Annotated in this window: 17 protein-coding genes; 7 read left to right on the forward strand and 10 right to left on the reverse strand. The window is 35.1% G+C overall.

Annotated features, from left to right (window positions below; translation table 11 throughout):
* Positions 1–2 precede the first annotated feature (2 nt).
* The 8 genes from HND39_05085 to HND39_05120 form a co-directional block, all read right to left on the reverse strand.
* Positions 3–506, reverse strand: a complete 504-nt coding sequence (locus tag HND39_05085) for a TlpA family protein disulfide reductase (protein ID QKJ95702.1) — start codon at positions 504–506, stop codon at positions 3–5.
* Positions 507–1,244 carry a T9SS type A sorting domain-containing protein gene (locus HND39_05090; GenBank protein ID QKJ95703.1) on the reverse strand — a complete coding sequence of 246 codons (738 nt, stop codon included), beginning with the start codon at positions 1,242–1,244 and terminating at the stop codon, positions 507–509. It abuts the gene before it with no gap.
* An 86-nt stretch (positions 1,245–1,330) separates the two neighbouring features.
* Positions 1,331–3,427 carry an Omp28-related outer membrane protein gene (locus HND39_05095; protein ID QKJ95704.1) on the reverse strand — a complete coding sequence of 699 codons (2,097 nt, stop codon included), beginning with the start codon at positions 3,425–3,427 and terminating at the stop codon, positions 1,331–1,333.
* Between the two features lie 270 nt (positions 3,428–3,697).
* A complete protein-coding gene (locus HND39_05100) occupies positions 3,698–5,776 on the reverse strand; it encodes a T9SS type A sorting domain-containing protein (GenBank protein ID QKJ95705.1) in 2,079 nt (692 codons plus the stop codon).
* A gap of 97 nt (positions 5,777–5,873) precedes the next feature.
* Positions 5,874–6,740 (reverse strand): hypothetical protein, encoded by an 867-nt coding sequence (locus HND39_05105; protein QKJ95706.1) that lies wholly within the window; start codon positions 6,738–6,740, stop codon positions 5,874–5,876.
* A gap of 163 nt (positions 6,741–6,903) precedes the next feature.
* Positions 6,904–7,731 (reverse strand): Omp28-related outer membrane protein, encoded by an 828-nt coding sequence (locus HND39_05110; protein QKJ95707.1) that lies wholly within the window; start codon positions 7,729–7,731, stop codon positions 6,904–6,906.
* A gap of 187 nt (positions 7,732–7,918) precedes the next feature.
* Positions 7,919–8,293 carry a hypothetical protein gene (locus tag HND39_05115; GenBank protein ID QKJ95708.1) on the reverse strand — a complete coding sequence of 125 codons (375 nt, stop codon included), beginning with the start codon at positions 8,291–8,293 and terminating at the stop codon, positions 7,919–7,921.
* Between the two features lie 120 nt (positions 8,294–8,413).
* The gene (locus HND39_05120) at positions 8,414–8,767 is read right to left on the reverse strand and encodes an MmcQ/YjbR family DNA-binding protein (protein QKJ95709.1); all 354 of its coding nucleotides are present in this window, start codon (positions 8,765–8,767) and stop codon (positions 8,414–8,416) included.
* Positions 8,768–8,829: 62 nt separating this feature from the next.
* Here HND39_05120 and dat point away from each other — a divergent pair, with 62 nt between their 5' ends.
* From dat to HND39_05145, 5 genes are all read left to right on the forward strand, one after another.
* Positions 8,830–9,672, forward strand: coding sequence for a D-amino-acid transaminase (dat, locus tag HND39_05125; GenBank protein QKJ95710.1), 843 nt, complete (start codon positions 8,830–8,832; stop codon positions 9,670–9,672).
* On the forward strand, positions 9,672–12,056 hold the full coding sequence (locus HND39_05130) for a DNA polymerase II (GenBank protein QKJ95711.1): 2,385 nt from the start codon (positions 9,672–9,674) through the stop codon (positions 12,054–12,056). Before dat ends, HND39_05130 begins: the two co-directional genes overlap by 1 nt.
* Positions 12,057–12,177: 121 nt before the next feature.
* Positions 12,178–12,627 (forward strand): hypothetical protein, encoded by a 450-nt coding sequence (locus HND39_05135; GenBank protein QKJ95712.1) that lies wholly within the window; start codon positions 12,178–12,180, stop codon positions 12,625–12,627.
* 14 nt (positions 12,628–12,641) lie between these two features.
* Entirely contained in the window at positions 12,642–14,036 is a 1,395-nt protein-coding gene (locus HND39_05140; GenBank protein ID QKJ95713.1) for an MBL fold metallo-hydrolase, read from the forward strand.
* Positions 14,037–14,166: 130 nt separating this feature from the next.
* Entirely contained in the window at positions 14,167–15,033 is an 867-nt protein-coding gene (locus HND39_05145) for a sigma-70 family RNA polymerase sigma factor (GenBank protein QKJ97891.1), read from the forward strand.
* 128 nt (positions 15,034–15,161) lie between these two features.
* Here HND39_05145 and HND39_05150 read toward each other — a convergent pair whose 3' ends face one another.
* Positions 15,162–16,352, reverse strand: a complete 1,191-nt coding sequence (locus HND39_05150) for a TraB/GumN family protein (GenBank protein QKJ95714.1) — start codon at positions 16,350–16,352, stop codon at positions 15,162–15,164.
* A 1,353-nt stretch (positions 16,353–17,705) separates the two neighbouring features.
* On the opposite strand from HND39_05150, the gene HND39_05155 reads away from it, so the two are divergent.
* Positions 17,706–17,993: a T9SS type A sorting domain-containing protein gene (locus HND39_05155; protein ID QKJ97892.1), complete on the forward strand. Its 288-nt coding sequence runs from the start codon at positions 17,706–17,708 to the stop codon at positions 17,991–17,993.
* 146 nt (positions 17,994–18,139) lie between these two features.
* Here HND39_05155 and HND39_05160 read toward each other — a convergent pair whose 3' ends face one another.
* Entirely contained in the window at positions 18,140–19,798 is a 1,659-nt protein-coding gene (locus tag HND39_05160; GenBank protein QKJ97893.1) for a peptidase, read from the reverse strand.
* A 246-nt stretch (positions 19,799–20,044) separates the two neighbouring features.
* Here HND39_05160 and pepF point away from each other — a divergent pair, with 246 nt between their 5' ends.
* Positions 20,045–21,934 (forward strand): oligoendopeptidase F, encoded by a 1,890-nt coding sequence (gene pepF / locus HND39_05165; protein ID QKJ95715.1) that lies wholly within the window; start codon positions 20,045–20,047, stop codon positions 21,932–21,934.
* Positions 21,935–21,959 lie beyond the last annotated feature (25 nt).

Genomic DNA, 21,959 nt, shown 5'->3' on the forward strand with positions numbered 1-21,959 from the left:
TTTCACTTATTAAGTTCTGCTGAGATGATTTCTTTAACTTTTATTTCATCACCTTTCATATAGCCAAGATGTGAATAGATTATCATCCCCTTTTTATCAAGTATAACCGAGTATGGAACCGATTGAGCGTAATATAATCTTGAAATATCCATGTTAGTATCAAACAAAACCGGGAAATCATATCCTTTGGAATTAACCAGCGGTTTTACCTTCGAAACAGTCTTTTCATCATCTGTCGAGATTGCATACATTTTAAAACCTTTGTCTTTGAATTCTTTATATAACTTTTTGTATTCGCTGAGTTCGTCCAGGCAAGGCTTGCACCAGGTTGCCCAGAAACTTAACAATATTGGTCCATCACCTAATTCAGATTTTAGTTCAAATGATTCTCCATCAAGATTTTCTGTTTTGAAATTTGGACCTTTACGGATACCTTCTGAATCTCCCTGCGATAACACAGGAGTTGAAAAAATTATCAGCAGAAAGAGAGTTATTATTATTTTCATTTACTTCTCCAGGATCATTTTTCTGGTTTGTTTAAAGTTATTGATCGTAAGTGTGTAAAAGTAGATTCCGCTTGAAATGTTTGATGCATTAAAATCAGCAAAATATTCTCCGGTACTTTTGTGCTCATTAACAAGTGAAGCAACTTCTACTCCTAATACATTATAAACCTTTAATTGAACCAAGCCGGGTTCTCCGACTTTGTAATTAATTCTTGTTGAAGGATTAAACGGATTCGGATAATTCTGATTAAGCTGATATGCATTAACAATTTGATTATCAGTTACACTGACTGCAGGATCTGTACTGCAAATAAAATCAAGAACAAATCTGTTTGATGGATTTCTAAAAGTACCAACTTCAATCTGAACATGAGCAGTTCCTATAGAAACCATATCGGTGAATACATGCAGCGAGGTTAAAAGAGTATCTCCCGGATCAAGAGGCGGAGTAAGAAAATCAGGTGTGGTTGCAACACTATCTGTTGTTGAAGAAAAACACAGCTCACCAAAACACAAGGATGAGGTCCAATCATTTGGAACATCATTGATAGTTCTTACTTCAAAAATAGTTTGCTGGAATTGAGAAATATTTACGACCTCAAATTCGATAACAATCTCATAAGTGCCGACTGGCTCATACTTGGTCATCCCGTGTGTTATAATCTGGATTTCCTGTGCATTGGTAACCGGTATCAGGAATAAAAAAAAGATTACAAAAATTATATAAACATTTTTCATGATATACCTTGTGATTAAATATACTTGCAATAAATTTTTAAAAATTGAAGGTACATCATCGGGATGTACCTTCACAAAACAAATGGTTATTTAAGCAAAACCATTTTTTTAATCGATATAAAATCTCCGGCTGTCAGTTTATAAAAATATGTTCCTGAAGCAAGAGATGATGCATCAAAATTAATACTGTAAACTCCGGCTGCTTGTCTTGCATTTACAAGTTCGGTTACTTCGCTGCCCATAACATCATAAATTTTAAGGCTCACAAGCGATTCTTCCGGAATTGAGTACGAAATAGTTGTCGATGGATTGAACGGGTTCGGATAATTCTGATCTAAATTATAAGACTCTGGAATTGAGCCCTCAACAGGATTATCTAATACAATACCTTCAGTTAACCATCGAACTGATCTGGAAATCAATGAATCTGCGATGCCCCAATTTGCATTATCCATAATTTGTTCGAATCCAATTCCAAAATAAACTACTCTATAGTCTCCATTATCAGCTTTTACAGAGTTGATTTTGGGACCAGCATTGAATTGAATTACCGGTGTTGTGTTTGCATCAAAGGGAGATACTTCATCAGGAGACATTGTATATATATTTTTTAAAGAAAATCCGGGGATACCATTTGAGATTGGATCGCCAGTAATACCTGTAAAGAAGAAAGAAGGACCAATTGCTGCCACATAATTTGCGTGGAGATAATTATTGAAAAAGCTTTGCGCAAATTGGCTTTGCCCGCCTGGTTCAAAAATATCTGCCCCAATATTTTGACCTGACATTAACAAGTTGCCATCACCGTCAAGATATGCTTGTAAATTATTAACTTCTTCAGGATAAAATGCTGGCATTGTATTACCACCAACCCAGGCAATCAATGTAAAATAGGAAAGATCAACACCCGCTGCACTTAATGCGTTTCGTGAAACCATACCATATCTTCCTTCATAGAAATTATCAAGCGAATTTGTAATAATTGAACCATAACTGCCTTCGCTTGCATCAACAACAAGCAAGTGAACACCGGTGTTTGTAACGAGACTAAAGTTAATTGTAACTATTGTTCCGGGATCATTTTTTGAAACACACTGAATCGTAATTGTTCCGGCACCGTTAAAACCATTGGGATCGATATCAACAGAAATTTCTGTTGAATCATCAACAGCTACTTGAACGGAATCTATTTCTCCGAATGGAAAGGTACCATTAATAGTTGTGAACTCTCCTGTCCACCCAGCTGGTCCGTCAAAAGTTGCAGTTATATTGTATGTGTCGTCTAATAAACCTTTATTGTACAGAGTTGCTGAATACTCCGCAGTGGAGTTATTCGATATAATTGCATCGGGACTTTGTGTTGCTATTGCGGCAACATAGTCCGGACTTATCAATGTCATTTCAACAGCTTGCTGAATTGGCGAACCACTTGAAAGAGGAGTACCAACTTTGTAAACTAAAACAACTATGTTGCATTTCTCCCAGACCATATCGGGAATTACTCCCGTCACTGCTGGAACAGTACGGCTTACGGTTTTAGTTATGGTTTCATTTACATTCCACGTACCATTTATTATTTCTTCCCCCAGAGCGCCGTTCATCATATCTCTTACAAGATGGTTGTGCACGTACTGAGAAGAACCTGGACAAGATCCATTTCCAGTTTGACTCCAGATAATACTATCTTCAAGTAATATAACATTAAATTTATACTGCCCACTTAAACTTGTAAGTGCTTTGAAATCAATCGTAGCATTAAATTCTCTGGTGTTTTTATTAAAGCTTCTATCAACATCAATTGATACTGTCGCGGGAACAGAATTCCTGGTATTCATCTGACCTAACCAGGCGTTTCTATCAATTATTCCGCTTACTCTATCTACAATCCCAGTTGGATATGATGAAAAACCAAAGCTTGAGATAATCGAATTTCCTGAAAAATAGGAAAATGGATCAGAAGAAGAATTAGCCGGACCATGATAGCAAATTGTTATTGCATTAGGTATAGCATTATGTATTTGTTGAATCGCTGTATGTCCGCAGGGACACCATTGACACCATGTGCCGGTAACTTCTTCAAGAACCGGATTTCTTTGTGTCTGCGCCAGTGAATCATGTGAAAGTGTGATCACTGCAAGTGAAATACTTACGATTAACGCAAGGTTACGTAGTTTTAGTTTCATAACTACCTCTTTATGATTTATGATTATTTGATTATTTGTTGTTTATACTTTTAATTTTTCTACATTCAAATCTGATTCGACAAACTTTGTAATCTCAGCTGTTGATAAATATCCGATCATAAAAATAACCTTCTCAAACGTAAATTTCACTATTAAAATAACCTGTCTGCTTTGATTCTTTCCCAAAATAAATATGTCATAAACAGAATCAAAATTATTTAATAGATAAGGCACAAACTTAATGTGCCTTATCTAACTTATTAAATCAATTTATTTCAGAATGTTCAATTTTCTAACCGAACTGAAATTTTCAGCCGTCATTCTATATAAATATATACCCGAGGCAAGACTTCGTGCATCAAATTTTATTTCATAAGTTCCGGCTTCTTTGACTTCATTAACTAAAACCGAAACTTCCTGACCGGTTAAATCATAAACTTTGATGTTGACAAGACTTGTTTTAGGAACTGCAAATTTTATTGTTGTTGATGGATTGAATGGGTTCGGGTAATTTTGATGCAGAACGAAATCTTTTGGAACATCAAAAACAACTTCTGCAATATTGCTGTATTGAATTCTTCCATCAAGATCAACTTGCTTTAATCTGTAGTAGAATGTTTCTCCACCCTTATAACCAACTTCATCAGTATATGAATAATTTTTAGTTTCAGTAGTTGTTCCGGCACCGGGAACAAATGCAATTGTAAAGAACTCGGTTCCATCAGCAGATTTTTCTATTTCAAATCCATGATTGTTCAATTCGGTTGCCGTTGTCCATCTGAGAATAACACCATCAACAGAAGCTTCTGCTGTAAATGCTGTAAGTTCAACTGGTACTGGCAGCAATTCTGTTAACCAAACTTTATCTCCCTGCAAAATTTCTTTTGTATTAAGATTTTGAATAAACACCGAAAGCTGACATTTCTCAGTAATCCAGGTTGAGTTTTTATTGAATGAAAGTGGAATTTCTATGTATGAATTATTAAGTAAATCAACTGCTGTTCCATTTTCATCTGGGATCATTAATCTCTGACAATAATCCACCTGTGTTTGCCCGTGCCAACTGAACGGAATGTCCGTTTCTGTAAGTACAAAATGAACTACAAGGTTATTCCATGTTGGAGGAATATTTGCTACCCTGTTTAGCCTGACAAGGATGTTGTAATCTAAACCAGAGTTTGTTCCAAAAATGTCAACTGAAAATGCCGACATCAGTGCTTTCCTGTTTTGATAGATTGGAAGATAATTCTGATACATACTTTCAGTATTGCTTCCTCCCACAAAATAATCTACTCCATCAAAAACTGCTGTAGGAAATCCGTTAATTCCATAATAAGTATTTCTTGCATTAGAGTAATTGTTTGTAAAAGAATCTCCATTGTGATGTTCAATAACTGCAACTGAATGACCATTGTCAACAAGATCCTCTCCGCCCATCTGTGCCCCGGGACAATAAACACACCATGTTCCGGTTCCGATTTCCAGAATTACCATTTCTCTATCAGTTGTATAAGTATTGAAATATTCTGTTCTGGAATCATTTGTTGGATCCATATCACCAGTAAGATTGGTCTTTACAGTTATTTCATATAAATCATTTGCTGCATTGAGCACGTAAGATGGAAAGGATACAGTTTGTTCAGCGCCAGCAGCTAAAGTAATTGGTGTACAGTTTTGTGAGTAAACCTGACTTCCTCCAAGTTTAATTGTGCAAGTTGCGTCAAATGTTTCCGAATTCAATCCAAAGTTTTTTAAAATTGCCTGCGGAGTAAAATTTGTAGCTGGTGGGTATGTTGCATCAACTAAAATATCTTTTACCATTACATCATGTGTAAGTGGAACAAATAATTTGAGATCATCAATGTACCAGTAATTAAGATTGTATGAATCACCTGAGAAAAACCAGCAGATTTGAAAATCTGCAGCACCAACATTTGCATTATTAATAGTAACAATTTCTGTTGTAGCCGGTATTGAACCCGTTGGATTAACTTTTGACCATACAATATTCCATGAACCGCCACCAGATCTCGTTGCAACTCCCAGTGTATAAGCCCCGCCATAATGATCAAGATTAAATTTAAACTCAGTTGTTACAACTGTATTTCCTGTAGTATTAATTATTGGGCTGATTAATCGTGAATCACCAACAAAGGAAGGTGACCAGCTAAATCTTGCTTCAGGTGCAGTTCCACCAGAATTATTTGTCGAAACTGCAGACCAATTTGTTGCGTGGGCATCAATCGTCCATCCGCTGGGTGGAAATGTACCTGAGAAATCAACATTGAATATTGATTGTGCCATCAATAACGATGGTAACAAAAATAGAGTGAGTACGAATTTTTTCATAAGAGCTCCATTGGTTTAATGATTTGTAGTTATTAAATAATTAACCCAAATAATATTTGGGATGTATTGAGCTTTCTATTTTAAAATTTTAAACATTTTAGTTTGAAACAAATGAAAACGATTCAATTTTGTTTGCGGGATCTTTTCCTATTTCACTGATATCAATTCCCTGATCCCATAAATGATAGAACAACATACTGCAGGCTTCAGCAAGCTGTTTATGTTCAATATAGATCATTGTTAATTCATTTGATATGGGTACTGGTTGTTCAAGTGCAAACATTACTTTCTCCTGATCAAACACAAGCATTTTAATCGGCAGTTTCTTAACAACTCTTGCTTCCTGACCAAGCTTTAGAGATTTTTTTACTGAAGCAAGCAGCCAGTCAACTTCCTTAAGTTCCTGCAATTCATAAATATCCTTACAGGAACCACCGCGTTTTAATAATTTAAATTCTTCATCCTCTTGCTCTTCCAATCTGTCGGAAGTATCACAAGCATACGGTCCTTTATTGAATGTTAGCATCTCTCTTCTGGTGCTTCGGACACAGGCAGCATAGCGTTTATGTATTTGTCCTTTTTCTTTCATCACATCAATAAATTCAAGAGGATTAACGATGGTTTTGCTGCTTTGAAATATTGGCGTGAAAACCTGGGAAATCTGGTTTATTAATTCTTCCTTCCGTTCAAGATCTTTTTTATATGATTCGACAACACGTTCAAGTGCAATTTTGGGCTCAACTGCTTCGTAAAGTTTGTTTCTGCCTAATTTTTTCTCGACACATATATTTCTGCTGATAAGTTTGTTGAGCACTTCGTAGATTTTCGTTCGTGGAATGTTGACAGCTTCCTGGAGTTCTAATACGGTAAACATCTTACCACTCAGTAGTGTCATATATACTTTAGCTTCCCTCTCGGTAAGCCCAATCTCGATAAAAGATCTGAGGTATTTTGAAGTATCCATTAGGTGTGATTTCTATTCAATTACCTGTTAAAGGGGTTAACAATTAATAAATTTTACCCCACTGGGGGTAAAACTAAAGAATAGGAATATAATTTTCAAATAAATTTTCCAATGATTTCTAATTTATTTGAAATTCAATCAGTAAACGCAGGAAATCAATAGTTTAATCGAATGTTGATCCGGTTTGGAAAACTTCCTTCGTAATCTTGTTCTGAATAAATATTACAAAATTTAGTTTTTCAATATTCCACGATGAGAGAAGAGCATCTTGAAAATTAAAAGATAGTCCTCCCTGATCAATGAATTGACGCATGGGACTTCCATCCTTGTTGGGAAGCATAAGACGGGTAACATCGTAGAATTTTGTCTCACCATTCGAACCGGGTGCTTGCTCAAATTCTATATCAGTTTCAGTGAGTACTGTATGAATGACAAGGTCACTCATATTTATAGATGATGTATCTATGAACTTAATATTTACATTGACTGTATAATCACCTTCCAAAGTTGCATCAACATTAATGTTAAATCTTGGAGAAATAGCAAGTCTCGTGTCCACGGCGGATTTGACACTATTAGAATCTGTTGAAATCGGTTTCAATAATCCGTCCACAAGCGAAGTTGGTGCAAAGAAAACATTATAATAATTGATGCGGGTATCACAAATTTCCTGAGCAGCTAAATAAAATAAATCATTTGGCGCCGGAAAGTTTGTAGGAAACTTAACAGCAACTAACTTACTTCTGCCATAAGTAATATCTGTCAATTTTTCAATTATTTTATTCGACGTAACACACGGAACACAACTTACATTTGCAAAATCTTCAATAAGTACAACCTTACTATTCGCTGAAATATTTGCGGAGTTATCAACGTTCATATTAAGAATTATATTTCCGGTTGGTAATATTTCAGGAGTGATTGGCGGATTTGTCTCACAGCTAAAAGTTAATAATACAAGGAGAGTAAGAATTACAAAATGTTTGATCATAATTTTAAAACCTATAAATGAAACAGATGACTAAGTAATAAACATTTTCATTTTTGTGTTGTTAAATTATTCAATAATAGTAAAATAATAAAGACAATTAATCCACACTTTGTAAAAGATCAATCTAATAATAAAAATGCCGTTACTCTATTCAGAATAACGGCACAATAATATCAGAGAATAGATATTATTCTCCGGAACTCATTGCGTTTGTGTGAGCTAACCAGAATCCACCGATGCTGCCTATTTTGGTATCACCCCAGGTTTTTACTTCTACTGTAAATCCATCTCTCGATATAGATAATGGCTTAACAGCATATTTAACTGCGGTGTTTTTATCAACATCAATCATCGTAATACCACAAATAACTTCGGGTTTGTTTTCAAACGGTTTTAGAAAATTAACTTCAACGGTGAATTTTCTTTCACCTGTATTTTCGTGAAGTGTGTAATATTTGGTCTCTGAGTTTCCACCCCAGGTTCCGCTGAGTACCTGCGACTGGCTAAAAGCAACCGCAGATATCATTAAAAATAATCCAAATGTTAATAATAGATTTTTCATCCGATCCTCCAATGATTTATTAAAGAATAGTTAATTAGTGCTAATATTTAGTACTTAAAATAGGTGGTGAAATATAATTATTCTGCTCTTTAAAAAATATTTATTTTCTTTTCAATAAAATTATCTTTTTCTCTTTTTCAAATCAGATTTTTTTACTCCTTTACAAACAAGATTATAAGAATCGTTTATCCATTCAAGAATATGTAATGATGGAATAGAGCCATCAATAATTATTGTATTCCAGTGTTTTTTATTCATATGGTATCCGGGTTGAACACTTTCAAACATCTCTCTTAATTCAATCGTTTTTTCCGGATCGCATTTTAGATTTATCTGCAGGGGGACGCTGTCAAGTGAAGCAAGAAGAAAAATTTTCCCGGCAACTTTAAATACAAGCGTCTCTTCATCAAAAGGAAATTCCTCGGTTACGCTTTCTTTCTTCAAACAAAATTCTCGGATTTGTTCTATATTCATTTATACGCTGATTGCTAAACTGTTAAATTGTTAAATTGTAAACACTAATTAATATAATTCAAATGATTTGCTACTACAACGGACAATTTCAAACTATTTCAGATATCAAAGTTTCGCCCTTTGACAGAGGATTTCTTTTTGCAGATGGAGTGTATGAAGCAATCCGAACTTACAACAAAACGCTATTCAGATATGATGATCATCTTTCAAGATTAAAAAGAAGTCTGAAAGAAACCAGAATTGATTTTACTGAACTTATAAGTTTAGAAAATATTATCTATGAGTTGATGATAAAAAATGAAATTGAGAATGAAGCATTAGCCTATATTCAGATTACACGCGGATCAGCGATTCCAAGAACTCATCATTTCCCGGAAGAAAAAATTTCACCGACAATTTTCATTTCAGTGAAAGAACTAACTAACAATTATGAAGAACAAACCAATGGAGTAAAAGTTATTCTTCAGGAGGACGTACGATGGTTAAGATGTGATATCAAATCTACTTCCCTTCTTCCTGCTGTTTTCGCAAGTCAGAAAGCAAAAGAACAAAATGCCGCCGAATCAATTCTGGTTCGCGACGGATTAATCACTGAAGGAACACACACAAACTTTTTCGCAATAAAAAATGAAACTGTTTACACAGCACCAAAATCAAGATTTATTCTTGAAGGAATAACGAGAAAAGTAGTTTTGGAATTATGCTCAAAATTTAAAGTTGATTTCATAGAAGATTTTATTAATAAAGATGAACTCAAAAGTTATGACGAATTTTTTATCACCAGCACAACAAAAGAAATTACTCCGGTTACAGAAATTGATTATTGGAAAATTAATCAGGGAAACCCGGGCAAGATAACGATGTCCCTTCAATCTCTTTTCAAAAAAATTGTTGAGGATTATTAATGCCGGAATCAGGTAAACAATCAGCCAAAGTTTTTATACTTACCGGCGAATGGCAGGATATCAGAGGAAGAAATAATCTAAAATTTATCGGGACATCAGATGATTTGGGTACGGTTGAAATTAATTTTTCAAACAATCCTGTTTTTTTTGTTGAGAATAAATCAGAAATTCCACACCTCTCAGTTCATTTTAAAAGGAAGCAAGTCGAACTTAAAAATTTTGATGATAAAAATGTTGATGCTTTATACTTCAACTCACAAAGTGATCTGAAAACAGCAGTTGAAGAGTTGGAAAAAATTGGAATAAAAACTTTTGAATCGGATGTCAATCCTGCAAGAAGATTTCTGATGGAAAGATTTATAAACGCACAGATAAAAGTTGATGGAGTATTTTATCATAAAAATAATCTGTCGTCATTTAACAATCCAAAGCTTGAACCATGTGAATTCACACCAAAATTATTAATTGCTTCTATCGATATCGAAACCGGTCAGAATGGTCAGTTATATTCCATTGCAATCCATCTTTCCGGAAAAATTGATGAGAAAAAAGTATTCATTATTTCAGATAAAAAAGAAAAACTTCCCGCACATATTGAAATCTTTCCGGATGAAAAAGAACTTCTTGAGAATTTTCTGCATTGGTTTAATGAGAAAGATCCTGATGTGATAATCGGATGGCATGTGATTGGGTTTGATCTGATGTTCCTTGAAAATAAATGCAAAGAATTGATGATTCCTTTTAATATCGCACGGGGCGAAGGAAGAGTTTCGCTTCGACAAAGAAAACCGCGCGGATATTTTGCTTCTGTAACCGGAAGAGTAATTATTGATGGACCGCAGGCACTTCGTACTTCATTTTTTACTTTTGAAGATTATCGGCTTGAAACTGTTGCACAGGAATTATTGGCTGAGGGAAAAACAATCACTGCAGATAAAGATAAAGTTGAGGAAATTGAAAGGTTGTTTTCTGATGACAAAGCTGCACTTGCTGAATATAATTTGAATGATGCTGTGCTTGTTACAAATATTTTTAAGAAAGCAGGATTGATTGAACTTTCCATTCGTCGTTCACAGCTTTCCGGATTATTAATGGATGAACTCGGAATGATGACCGCAGCCTTCGATCACTTTCTTTTACCAAAATTTCATCGAGCCGGATATGTTGCACCAAATGTGAAAGATCTTGAAGCTTCCGAACATTCAGCCGGTGGATATGTTATGGATCCTGTTCCTGGAATTTATGATGACGTAATTGTACTTGATTTTAAAAGTTTGTATCCATCTATTATTCAAACATTCAAGATTGATCCATATTCAAATCTTAAATCTGATGTTGATACAATAAAAACTCTGAATAATCTCCGATTCTCATCAACAAAACATTTTCTGCCTGAATTTATTGATCATCTTATTGAACAAAGAAATCTTGCTAAGAAGAAAAAGGATAAACAGCTTTCGCAGGCAATTAAAATTTTGATGAATAGTTTTTACGGGGTGATGGGTTCATTCGGATGCAGATTCTATCATCCGAATTTGCCAACGGCAATTACTGGAACAGGACACAAATTATTACTTGGCAGTAAAGAATTTCTTGCTGAAAAAGGATATGAAGTTATCTACGGAGATACCGATTCTCTTTTTGTAAAACTTCCCCGTGAAATCGGGATCCCTTCGGGAAAAGAAGGTGAAGGAGAAACCGCTGAATCAACCGGGAATAAAATTGCAAAAGATTTGAATCAATACTGGGCAAAGAAAATTCAAAATGAATATGGATTGAAATCATACCTGGAAATTGAATATGAAAAATATTATCGTAAATTTATTTTAACTCCTGCAAGAGGAAGTGAAACCGGTGCAAAGAAAAGATATGCAGGATTATTGTCTGAGTCCGTCAAAGCCGGAGGAAAAGAAACAATTGAATTTATTGGGATGGAATTTGTCCGATCTGATTGGACAAGACTCGCAAAAGAATTCCAGGTTGAACTTTACAACAGAATTTTTAACAATGAAGAAATAGAAAACTGGCTGAGAGAAGTAGTTAATAAAGTTAAATCCGGCAAGTATGACGACAAGCTTGTTTATAGAAAAAGATTGAGAAAAGATGTTGACGAATACACAAAGAATATTCCTCAACACGTTCGTGCTGCACGAATGCTTCCCGAAACAACTCGTCCCGGCGAAGCGACAAGCCGGAGCCGGAGTGGAACAGTTTATTATGTTATTACAAAACGTGGTCCTGTTCCGGTAGAATTGAAACATACGGATATTGATTATGATCATTATATCGAAAAGCAGCTTAAGCCAATTGCTGATTCTGTTTTGAGTTTACTTGGTGAATCATTTGATTCAATTGTTCAATCAGATCAGTTAAGTTTTTTTTGAGAAAGAACTGAGATAACTCTTTGTAAAAAGATTTCATTACTGAAATTAAACTTTTGATCTACATAACATTTACTTGATTCAATCTTTACTATTTTTGTGGAAACAAATGAAGGATTTTATTATGAAACTCCACGATATTCTTCTTAACAATCAAACCGATATAATCAACGAAGCATTTGCCGCTCTGGAAAGATCACATTTAAAACATTATAAATCTTCTAGTGCAGATGAGAATTGGCAAAGACTTGCCAAATTATTTGATCTTACTTTAAACGGAGTAAAAACTAAAAGTCTTGTTGATATGATAACGTATTCTGAAAAAATTGCGAAGGAAAGATTTGAGCTGGGCTTTGACCTGCACGAAGTTCACTCAGCTTATAATGTTCTGGAAGAAACTATCTGGAATACAATTATTAAAGAAATTGATCCTTCTGAACTCGCTGAATCACTTGGTCTTGTTAGCACTGTGCTTGGTAAAGGAAAGGAGTCATTGGCTTTGGCTTATGTTTCACTTGCAAGCAAGCAGAAAGCGAAAAGCCTAAACCTTACGCAGCTTTTTAAAGGATTGTAATTGCGGAGTTTATTTTGAAAATTCAATTCATCGGTGCAGCCAGAACAGTTACCGGTTCACAGCATCTTCTTACCATTAACAATAAAAAAATTCTTCTCGAATGTGGGCTATTTCAGGGCAGAAGAAAAGATACTTATGAAAAAAATAAAAACTTCAGCTTCGATCCAAAAGAAATTGACACATTAATTCTTTCACACGCGCACATTGATCACAGCGGTAACATACCTCATCTCGTAAAGGACGGTTTCAGAGGACCGATATATTCCACTTCTGCAACAAAAGATCTGTGTGAGATAATGCTTAAAGATTCTGCATATCTTCAACAGAGAGATATTGAATGGCTGAATAAAAAAAATAAAAAGCATATACCTGACGAATCTCTCTATTCAATTGAAGACGTTGATGCTGCTATACAATATTTTGTTCCGGTAAATTACAACACAGCAACGGAAATTTTTCCCGGAGTAACTGCTTACTTTCAGGATGCCGGGCATATACTCGGCTCTGCGGGAATTTTTCTGGAGATTGAAGAAGAAAACGGGAAGAAAATTAATTTCGGTTTCTCGGGTGATATTGGAAGATATGATACGCCAATTATAAAGGATCCTGATTATTTCCGTGATCTTGATTTGCTTATAATGGAAAGCACCTACGGAAACAGACTTCACACAAAAAAGGATGAAGTAGAAGAAGAAGTTGCAAAAGTTGTGAGACAAGTTTTTGACAGAAAAGGAAAAATAATTATTCCGGCGTTTGCTGTTGGCAGAACTCAATTACTGGTTTACGTTTTTCATAAATTATTCGATCAAAAAAGAATTCCTGAAATTCCGATTTATGTTGATAGTCCGCTTGCAGTAAATGCAACTAAAGTATTTAAAGATCATCCTGAATGTTTTGACAGAGAAACCAGCAGAATATTTTTGGAAAGCGGCAACGATCCTTTTGGTTTTGGAAGGCTCAAATACATTTCAACTGTTGATCAATCAAAAGAGCTGAATGATATAAATGATCCGATAATAATAATTTCCGCATCAGGAATGGCTGAAGGTGGAAGAATTCTTCATCATCTTGCAAACAATATTGGAAATCCAAAAAACCTGGTTTTGTTTGTCGGATACGCTGCAGAGCAAACTCTTGCAAGAAAAATTATGGATGGAATAAAACAAGTGAACATTTTAGGCGAAGAATATTCTGTCAATTGTCAGATTAAAATAATGGACTATTTTAGTGGTCATGCTGATCAAAATGAACTTTTAGATTATTTAAGCTTAAATCCTCAAAAACGCTTAAAAAATATCTTCCTTGTTCATGGTGAAGAAGATCAGGCTCTGCCTCTTAAAGAAAAAATATTGCAAAAAGGATATAAAAACGCAGATTATCCTATGTCAGGAGAAAAATTTGTGATATAGGGAACTTTTTAGTCTTCCTTTCATCTTATTATCGGATTATATTTGCCACTTTGAAATTAATAGAATTGGATAGTTAGTCCAGTAATACCACAGTTTTTCTATTCACTAAAAAATTAAATGAAAGCGAGCGATAAGCTTGAAGATAACAAAGCAGTTTACAAATCGTGAAAGTAAATCTCTTGATCAATACTTACAGGAAATAGGAAAGGTTGACCTATTAACTCCTGATATGGAGATTACGTTAGCTATTCGAATTAAAAAGGGTGATATGCTTGCCCAGGAACAATTAATCAAAGCTAATTTAAGATTCGTTGTTTCAGTTGCAAAACAGTTTCAGAATCAGGGACTTTCACTCGGTGATTTAATTAACGAAGGAAATATTGGTTTGATAAAAGCTGCGCAGCGTTTTGATGAAACACGTGGATTTAAATTTATTTCTTACGCTGTTTGGTGGGTAAGACAATCTATTATGCAGGCGATTGCAGATCAATCGAGAGTTGTTCGTCTGCCTTTGAATCGTGTTGGAAACTTAACAAAGATCAGCAAAGCGTACAGAGATCTTGAACAGGAGTACGAAAGAAAACCAACTACAGATGAGCTTGCAAAAATACTTGATATGACTGCTGACGAAGTTGCTTACGCACTTCAGATTTCAGGTCGTCACGTTTCAATGGATGCACCATTAAAAACCGGTGATGAAAATAAGAATACTCTTATTGACGTTCTGCCAAATGATGAACAGCCATTACCGGATAAAGAATTGATGAAAGAATCTTTGAAGAAAGAAGTTCAGAATGTTCTCGGTACACTTACGGAAAGAGAATCTGAAGTAATTAAATTATATTTTGGAATTGAAGGAGACCATTCGGCAACATTAGAAGAGATTGGCGAAAAGTTTAATCTCACCCGCGAAAGAGTAAGACAGATTAAAGAAAAAGCTTTAAGAAACTTAAGACATTCAAAAAGAAGCGGAAGATTAAAAGCTTATCTCGGATAAAAATAAATATTTGAATTAATATTGAAGTCCGGCAATTGCCGGACTTTTTTTTGTACTAAAGATGACATCTTTTCCCGCCAAAACGGGACAAGTAAAAAGATGTAATCTTTAACTTACATAATGTGCCTTCACTTAAAAACATTCCTCACAATTTCAAAAAAGCCAACCGAAGTACCAATAACTCCACCGATGCTTGAAAGTATGAACACAAGAAAAACTTTTAGCAGACGATTCTTCCACCAGTTAGATACTTTCCTGAAATCTTTTGAAACTTCCTGAAACTCTTTTACAATCGGTGGCTGCATATACGCTTGAACAAAAGCTGCAACATATCCAACACCAATTAATGGCGAAAGACTTGTAATCGGTGCCGATAAAAATGAAACAAGAATTGTTACCGGATGTGCCACGGCGAGTAATGAACCAATTGCACTTGGAATTCCGCAGGCAAGAATCCAGAAGAGTGCATTGCTTCCAGCTTCGGTAATTCCCTGGCTGAATCCGATATAAAATATTGATGCAACAATTATGAACGGAATTCCCCATCCTAATATTTTATTTAATACTGGGGGCTTAGGAATTTCTTCAATACTTTTTAAATCAACTTTCTCGTTACTTTCTAAAAACTTTTTAATTCCTTTCACGTGTCCGGCACCAACAACAGAAACTATTTTTTTTCCATTACTATCTTTCATCTTCTGTGCGATATATTGATCTCGTTCATCTATAATAATTTTTTTTAATACTGGCATTGCTTTTCCAAGTTCATCCATCATTTCAGAAAGAACATCTTTATTTCGGAGCTCTGCCAGTTTTTCTTCGGTTAATTCCTGCTTCTCGAACAAACCACCAAGACCACCGGCAAGGAATTTACTTTTCTGCCACAAGTTCATTGAATGCCAGGCACGTCGTAATGTTATTCTCACTTCCCTATCGCAAAGTTCAATGGGAATGTTTTTTTCATTTGCGACCTGAACTGCTTCAAGCAATTCAGTCCCGGGAGAAACTCCAAGTTTTTCTCCAAGTTTTTTCTGATATGAAGAAAGAACAAGATTAACAATCAATGTACTAAGCTGCTTTTCTTTAATTATTTTTCTGAGATCTAAATTCTCCCAGCGATTTTTTTCCGAAAGTGCTTTCAGTCTTTTTTCATCAAGCTCGACACAAACAACGTTTGGTTTTTCTTTTTCTATCACTTCTTTTACAAGATCAGCAGACTGACGTGAGATATGTGCTGTTCCAACAATGATGAATTCTCGTCCAGCTTTATTTATAAAGTGAACATCTTCACCATATTTATTTACTACTAATTCTGTCATTACTGTGTGAGTTCCATTTTCTATTTAAATAAAATGAGTGGCAAATTTAATCAAATAAGTTTTAAGTGACAGGTATCACGCACTACAAAAAAGCAGATTGAATTGAAGAGATGTCTAATCTATATTTGCCGCCCGGTAATTTATCCACAATTATCAATTCATAATTCATTAACTACATAAGGAGCGCTAATGCTTAAGATTTTTATTTCTGTTCTGTTACTAACTGGAATTAATTTGTTTGCACAAAATCCCGGCGATATTGTATGGAACAAATTATTTGGCGGAACAGAATACGATGAAGCTAATTCGGTAGTTTATACAAACACCGAAGAATTCATTGCTGCAGGTTATACACAGTCATACGGTTTGGGAAGATGGGGAAATGCTTATCTGTTCAAAGCTGATTCATCAGGTGATTCAGTGTGGACAAGAAATTTCGGCTGGGATGGAAACGATGTTTTCGCTGACCTTGTTGAATCATCTGACGGTAAGTTTGTTGCTACAGGATTAACAGACACTCCAAATGACTTTGAAAATATTTACCTGGTAAAGGTAGATATCGATGGCAATCTTCAATGGGAAAAGAACTTCGGTGGACCGGAAAAAGAAGTTGCTCTCTCACTTGTAAATGCTGATGACGGCGGTTTGGTTATCACTGGAGTAACAAGGTCTTTTAGTGTTGGCGAAGAAGATTTGTTTATTCTCAAAACAAATGTTGATGGCGATTCACTGTGGTTTAAAACTTACGGCACAGCCGGAAATGATGGTGGTTATGGAATCAGTAAAACTTCCGATGGCGGATATATCATTACCGGACAATATAATTGGAGTGGTCTGTGGTTACTAAAGGTTGATGCATCAGGTGATACTATGTGGACAAAAGTTTTCGGTGGCAATAATTTTGAAGAGGGAGTTTCAGTTATTGAAACTGATGACAATGGATATATTGTGTGCGGACATTCATCTTCTTTTGGTAATGGTGAACTGGACGTATATGTGATCAAAACTGATTCTGCCGGTAATCTTCAATGGCAAAAGACTTATGGCGGTTCTGGCTACGATGAAGGCAGAAGTATTTTAAAAAGAGATAACGGATATCTTGTCCTGGGCAATACTGATTCAGGTACCGCTGGTGAGTTTGATTATTTTTTAATCTGGACTGATCAAAACGGCGATACAGTTCAAACAAAAACTTATGGTGATGCGGGGCAAGACAGATGTTTCGATGTAATAAATGTTGGATACAAATATTTTTTAATTGCCGGTACGGATTTTAATATTGTAACTTTAGGTGATGCCGGACTTTTATTAATTGAATCCGGTAACAGCCCTTCAGATGTCAAACCCGATCTAATGATTTCCGGATTTTCATTATCGGATGCTTATCCAAACCCGTTTAATCCAACAACGACAATCCGATACGAGATTGGTGAATACGGATATGTGTCATTAAAAGTTTATAATATTTTAGGAATCGAAGTTGCAACTCTTGTCAACGAAGAAAAGCAAGCCGGCAATTACGAAGTTGAATTTAATTCTGTAGAGACAAGTCACGACTTGTCTTTACCGAGCGGAATCTATTTGTATCAATTAAAAGTCGGAAGTTATTCTGAGACAAAGAAAATGGTTCTGTTAAAATAATTCTTTAAAATAAAAAATGTCATCCTTCGACACTTCGACAAGTTCAGTGCAGTCATCTCAGTGTGACATCAACAATTAAATATATTTGTTTATCTAAAAAAACAAAGCCTCTCCCCTTCGGGGAGAGGTTTGGAGAGGGGCTGTCCTTATTTCTCTATTTCATAAACAGGTTTAATATCTACCGGAAGTTGTTCAAGATTCTTTCTTAATGTTTCCATTGAAGGTGAATTAACTGCATACTTTGCAATTAAATCTTTTGCACCCTGATAATCTCCTTTTGCCTGAATCATCAAAACCAGGTTTGCAAGATCACGCAATGCCGGACCAATCTTTTCAAAATTAACTTTTACTTTTTGTGTTTGATCATTGAACTCGTAAGCACCTCTTTCAAGAAGAAAATTATAGATGATTGCATTGCCGCCGCCGTGAGCTTCATTAATTCCAAATCTCACTGAACGGAAAGTACCTGCAAGAAATGTAACATAGGTTTCTCTTTCAAATGTTTCCGGAAAAACCCCCTTCTCTATCATAAAAACATTGTTATACATTCCAAGTATATCTGCTTTACATTCTTCAAGGGTTGCATAAGTTTCCTTCAACTCTTTTCTTACTTCAGTATCCCTTCCATCAACTTTTATAAAACCGGGACCAATTCCGTGAGACATTTCGTGCATTAATGAATGAGTGAAGAATGAATTAAATGTAACATATTTCATTTGATCAGGATCAAGAACAATTTCTGTAATCGGGATAAGCAGCTTGTCATACTTTGCGTGTGCAACATTTTTAAGCATAACTTTTTTTGAACCCTTTACTTTACGCACTCTTTCATCATTCGGAAGATTGAATGCAAGGGTTTGAACTCCGGCTTTTGTATCACCTGCTGTAAAAATCTCATTTACAACTGCAAGCGGTGATTCTGATCCACGTTCAAAATTTTTATACTGATCCGGAATCGGCAGATGAATTTCCATATCTCTTAAATACTGCTTGAACACATCAAGCTTTTTACTTTCTTCCTGATCTTTAATCGTAAGAAAACTTTCGAATGAAGCTTTATAGTTGAACATTCCGTCTTCATAAACTTCATAGGGACCAATCACGATTTCAATTTTATGATCTTTCAAATCCATCCAGTCCATATCGCTCTGATAATAATCATTGCTCAGGAATGCATCAGCTCTTGAGTTTAAATATTTTTTGAGTGTTGGATTATCAGCATACGCTGCAGCTTCTTTCAATAATTTAGAAGCTTCAGTTAATTTATCTTTCCAGTATTCGCTGTAAGGAATTGCAGCGAGTTTTCCATTCTCTCGTCTTATAACAGTAAACTCTGATGTAAAAGGTTTTTCGTCACCTGGATTTGCTTTTATCCAGTTTTCAAATTCTTCTTTGGTCATATCTTCAGGATAAAAATTTGCACCGAGTGGTTTTTTAAGTGAATCAATAAAAGGTGCATCATGCTCAAGTCTGTCGAACGGACCAAACATAATATTGAATAACTCGAGTTGCAGTTTGGAAACTTCTGTATTTTCTTTCAGCAGTTGTGCTTTTATTTCATCGTTCTTTGAGTAAACCTGTTCAAGAAAGATTTCATCCATTATTTTTGATGCCAGGTATAATTTTTCGACTACAACTTTTTCACGTTCATCGAGGGTGCTCGAATCATAATCAAGTTTGGTAGGAACAAACTTTGCAATTTTTTCTTTGAGCATTGCTATATCCTCTGCTTCTTTATTTTGTTCTGTTTTCTTTCCACATCCGAGAAGGAAGAAAGCAAGAACTACGAATATGAATGATTGAATGGATACATGGATGTATGTTTTATATTTCATTTGAATCACCTCATTAATTCAGCCAGATTCGATTGAATCTGACGATTATTATTTTAAAGTTATAAAAAATGATTTTAATGATAAGAAATATAAAAATAAACGCGCAATTAAAGCTTAGATTCAGATAATAATCAAAGCCACTCATCAAATAATTACGACAATTAAATTCGATTCTGCTTAAGTTTGTAAATCAACTAACTACAATAAGGTATAATAATGAAGCATCACAAATATTTTTTACTAATTATATTGTTCACTATTCTGATTGCTGCTTTTACATTCGCACAATCACCCGAACGCAAAGACGTTCCTGATAAATACAAATGGAATCTTTCTGATATTTATCCAACTACTGATGCATGGCAAAAAGATGTTGACATGCTTAAAACAGACGTTGATAAACTTGCTGCATTTAAAGGAACTCTTGGCAAAAGTGCTGATGAACTTTACACAGCATTAAAAACTTCATCAAATCTCCTAAAGACTTTATCAAAAGCATGGACTTATGCCAGCAACCTGAGCAATGAAAACCTGAATATTTCTGCAAATCAGGCAATGATGCAGCAGATGAGCGCACTCGGAACAAAGCTTGGCGAAGTTACTGCATTTATGGAACCAGAAATTCTTCAGATTCCGAAGGAGAAGGTTGATCAGTTTTTTAAAGAGAAACCGGAACTTGCAAAAGAATTCAATATGTATATTGATAACATTCAAAGACTTCGTGCACACACACTTGATGAAGCCGGAGAAAAAATACTTGCAAGCTTCGGTTTAGTTTCTGGTGTTGAAAGTGATGTTTACGATATTTTCACTAATGCAGAAAAACCGGCTCCAACAGTTACTATATCAACAGGTGAAGAGATTGAACTGACTCCAGCATCATACACCAGATATAGAACATTGGATAACCGCGAAGATCGTTCTAAAGTTTTTGAAACATTTTTTAACAGCTATGGCGATTTCAAAAATACTCTCGGTGCAAATCTCGGTGGAAAAGTAAAGAAGGATTGGATTTATGCGAAGGACAGAAATTATAATTCTTCTATGGAAGCCGCTTTGAATTCAGATAATCTTCCCGTGTCCGTTTACACAACACTGATTGCAGAGGTTAATAAAAATTTACCAACTCTTCAACGTGCTTTGGATCTGAAAAAGAAAATGCTTGAATTAGATACACTGCATTATTATGATTTATATGTTCCTCTTGTTCAGAAAGTTGACATGAGTTTTACAGTTGAACAAGGACAACAGATACTGCTTGAGGCGCTAAAACCACTTGGCACTGAATATATTTCAACATTACAAACAGCATTTAACAATCGGTGGATCGATTACATTCCAACGGTTGGAAAAAGAAGCGGTGCATATTCAACAGGCGGGGCTTATGATGTTCATCCTTATATATTAATGAATTGGACAGATGATTATGAATCAGTTTCCACTCTTGCTCACGAACTTGGTCATACAATGCACAGTTATTTTTCAAACAAGACACAGCCTTTTTCAAAAGCGGATTATGCTACGTTCGTTGCAGAAATTGCATCAACAGTAAATGAAAATTTGCTGAACAACTACATGGTTCATCATGCTAAAAATGATGAAGAGAAACTTTATCTTCTTGGGAGCTATCTCGAATTACTCAGAACCACTATCTTTCGTCAGACTTCCTTTGCAGAATTTGAATGGGAAATTCATAAAAGAGTAGAAGCCGGAGAACCAATTACCGGTGAAGATATGTGTGCAATTTATTTTGATATCGTTAAAAGATATTACGGAAACGATCAGGGTGTTTGCAAAGTCGATGATTACATTCAGTATGAATGGTCATACATTCCACATTTTCTTGGTTATAATTATTATGTTTTTCAATATGCAACATCTCTCATTTACGGAACGGCACTTGTAGAAAAGATGACATTGAAAGGTCAAGCGGGTGTTGACGCATATTATAATATTCTAAAAGGCGGTGGATCAAAATATCCAACCGAGTTAATTAAAGATGCGGGAATTGATCCGATGTCACCGGAACCGGTTGCGCTCACAATGAAAAAGATGAATAGTGTAATGGATCAGATGGAAGCTATATTGAAAAAGATTGGTAGATAAACATTTTATTAGCTGTTACAGCTTT

The organism is Ignavibacteriota bacterium (genome assembly GCA_013285405.1).
Taxonomy (GTDB): Bacteria; Bacteroidota; Ignavibacteria; order Ignavibacteriales; family Ignavibacteriaceae; genus IGN2.

Coding starts and splice junctions, on each gene's coding strand:
- HND39_05085 (QKJ95702.1), bottom strand. CDS start 506: ATGAAAATAATAATAACTCTCTTTCTGCTGATAATTTTTTCAACTCCT.
- HND39_05090 (QKJ95703.1), bottom strand. CDS start 1,244: ATGAAAAATGTTTATATAATTTTTGTAATCTTTTTTTTATTCCTGATA.
- HND39_05095 (QKJ95704.1), bottom strand. CDS start 3,427: ATGAAACTAAAACTACGTAACCTTGCGTTAATCGTAAGTATTTCACTT.
- HND39_05100 (QKJ95705.1), bottom strand. CDS start 5,776: ATGAAAAAATTCGTACTCACTCTATTTTTGTTACCATCGTTATTGATG.
- HND39_05105 (QKJ95706.1), bottom strand. CDS start 6,740: ATGGATACTTCAAAATACCTCAGATCTTTTATCGAGATTGGGCTTACC.
- HND39_05110 (QKJ95707.1), bottom strand. CDS start 7,731: ATGATCAAACATTTTGTAATTCTTACTCTCCTTGTATTATTAACTTTT.
- HND39_05115 (QKJ95708.1), bottom strand. CDS start 8,293: ATGAAAAATCTATTATTAACATTTGGATTATTTTTAATGATATCTGCG.
- HND39_05120 (QKJ95709.1), bottom strand. CDS start 8,767: ATGAATATAGAACAAATCCGAGAATTTTGTTTGAAGAAAGAAAGCGTA.
- dat (QKJ95710.1), top strand. CDS start 8,830: ATGATTTGCTACTACAACGGACAATTTCAAACTATTTCAGATATCAAA.
- HND39_05130 (QKJ95711.1), top strand. CDS start 9,672: ATGCCGGAATCAGGTAAACAATCAGCCAAAGTTTTTATACTTACCGGC.
- HND39_05135 (QKJ95712.1), top strand. CDS start 12,178: ATGAAACTCCACGATATTCTTCTTAACAATCAAACCGATATAATCAAC.
- HND39_05150 (QKJ95714.1), bottom strand. CDS start 16,352: ATGACAGAATTAGTAGTAAATAAATATGGTGAAGATGTTCACTTTATA.
- HND39_05155 (QKJ97892.1), top strand. CDS start 17,706: ATGATTTCCGGATTTTCATTATCGGATGCTTATCCAAACCCGTTTAAT.
- pepF (QKJ95715.1), top strand. CDS start 20,045: ATGAAGCATCACAAATATTTTTTACTAATTATATTGTTCACTATTCTG.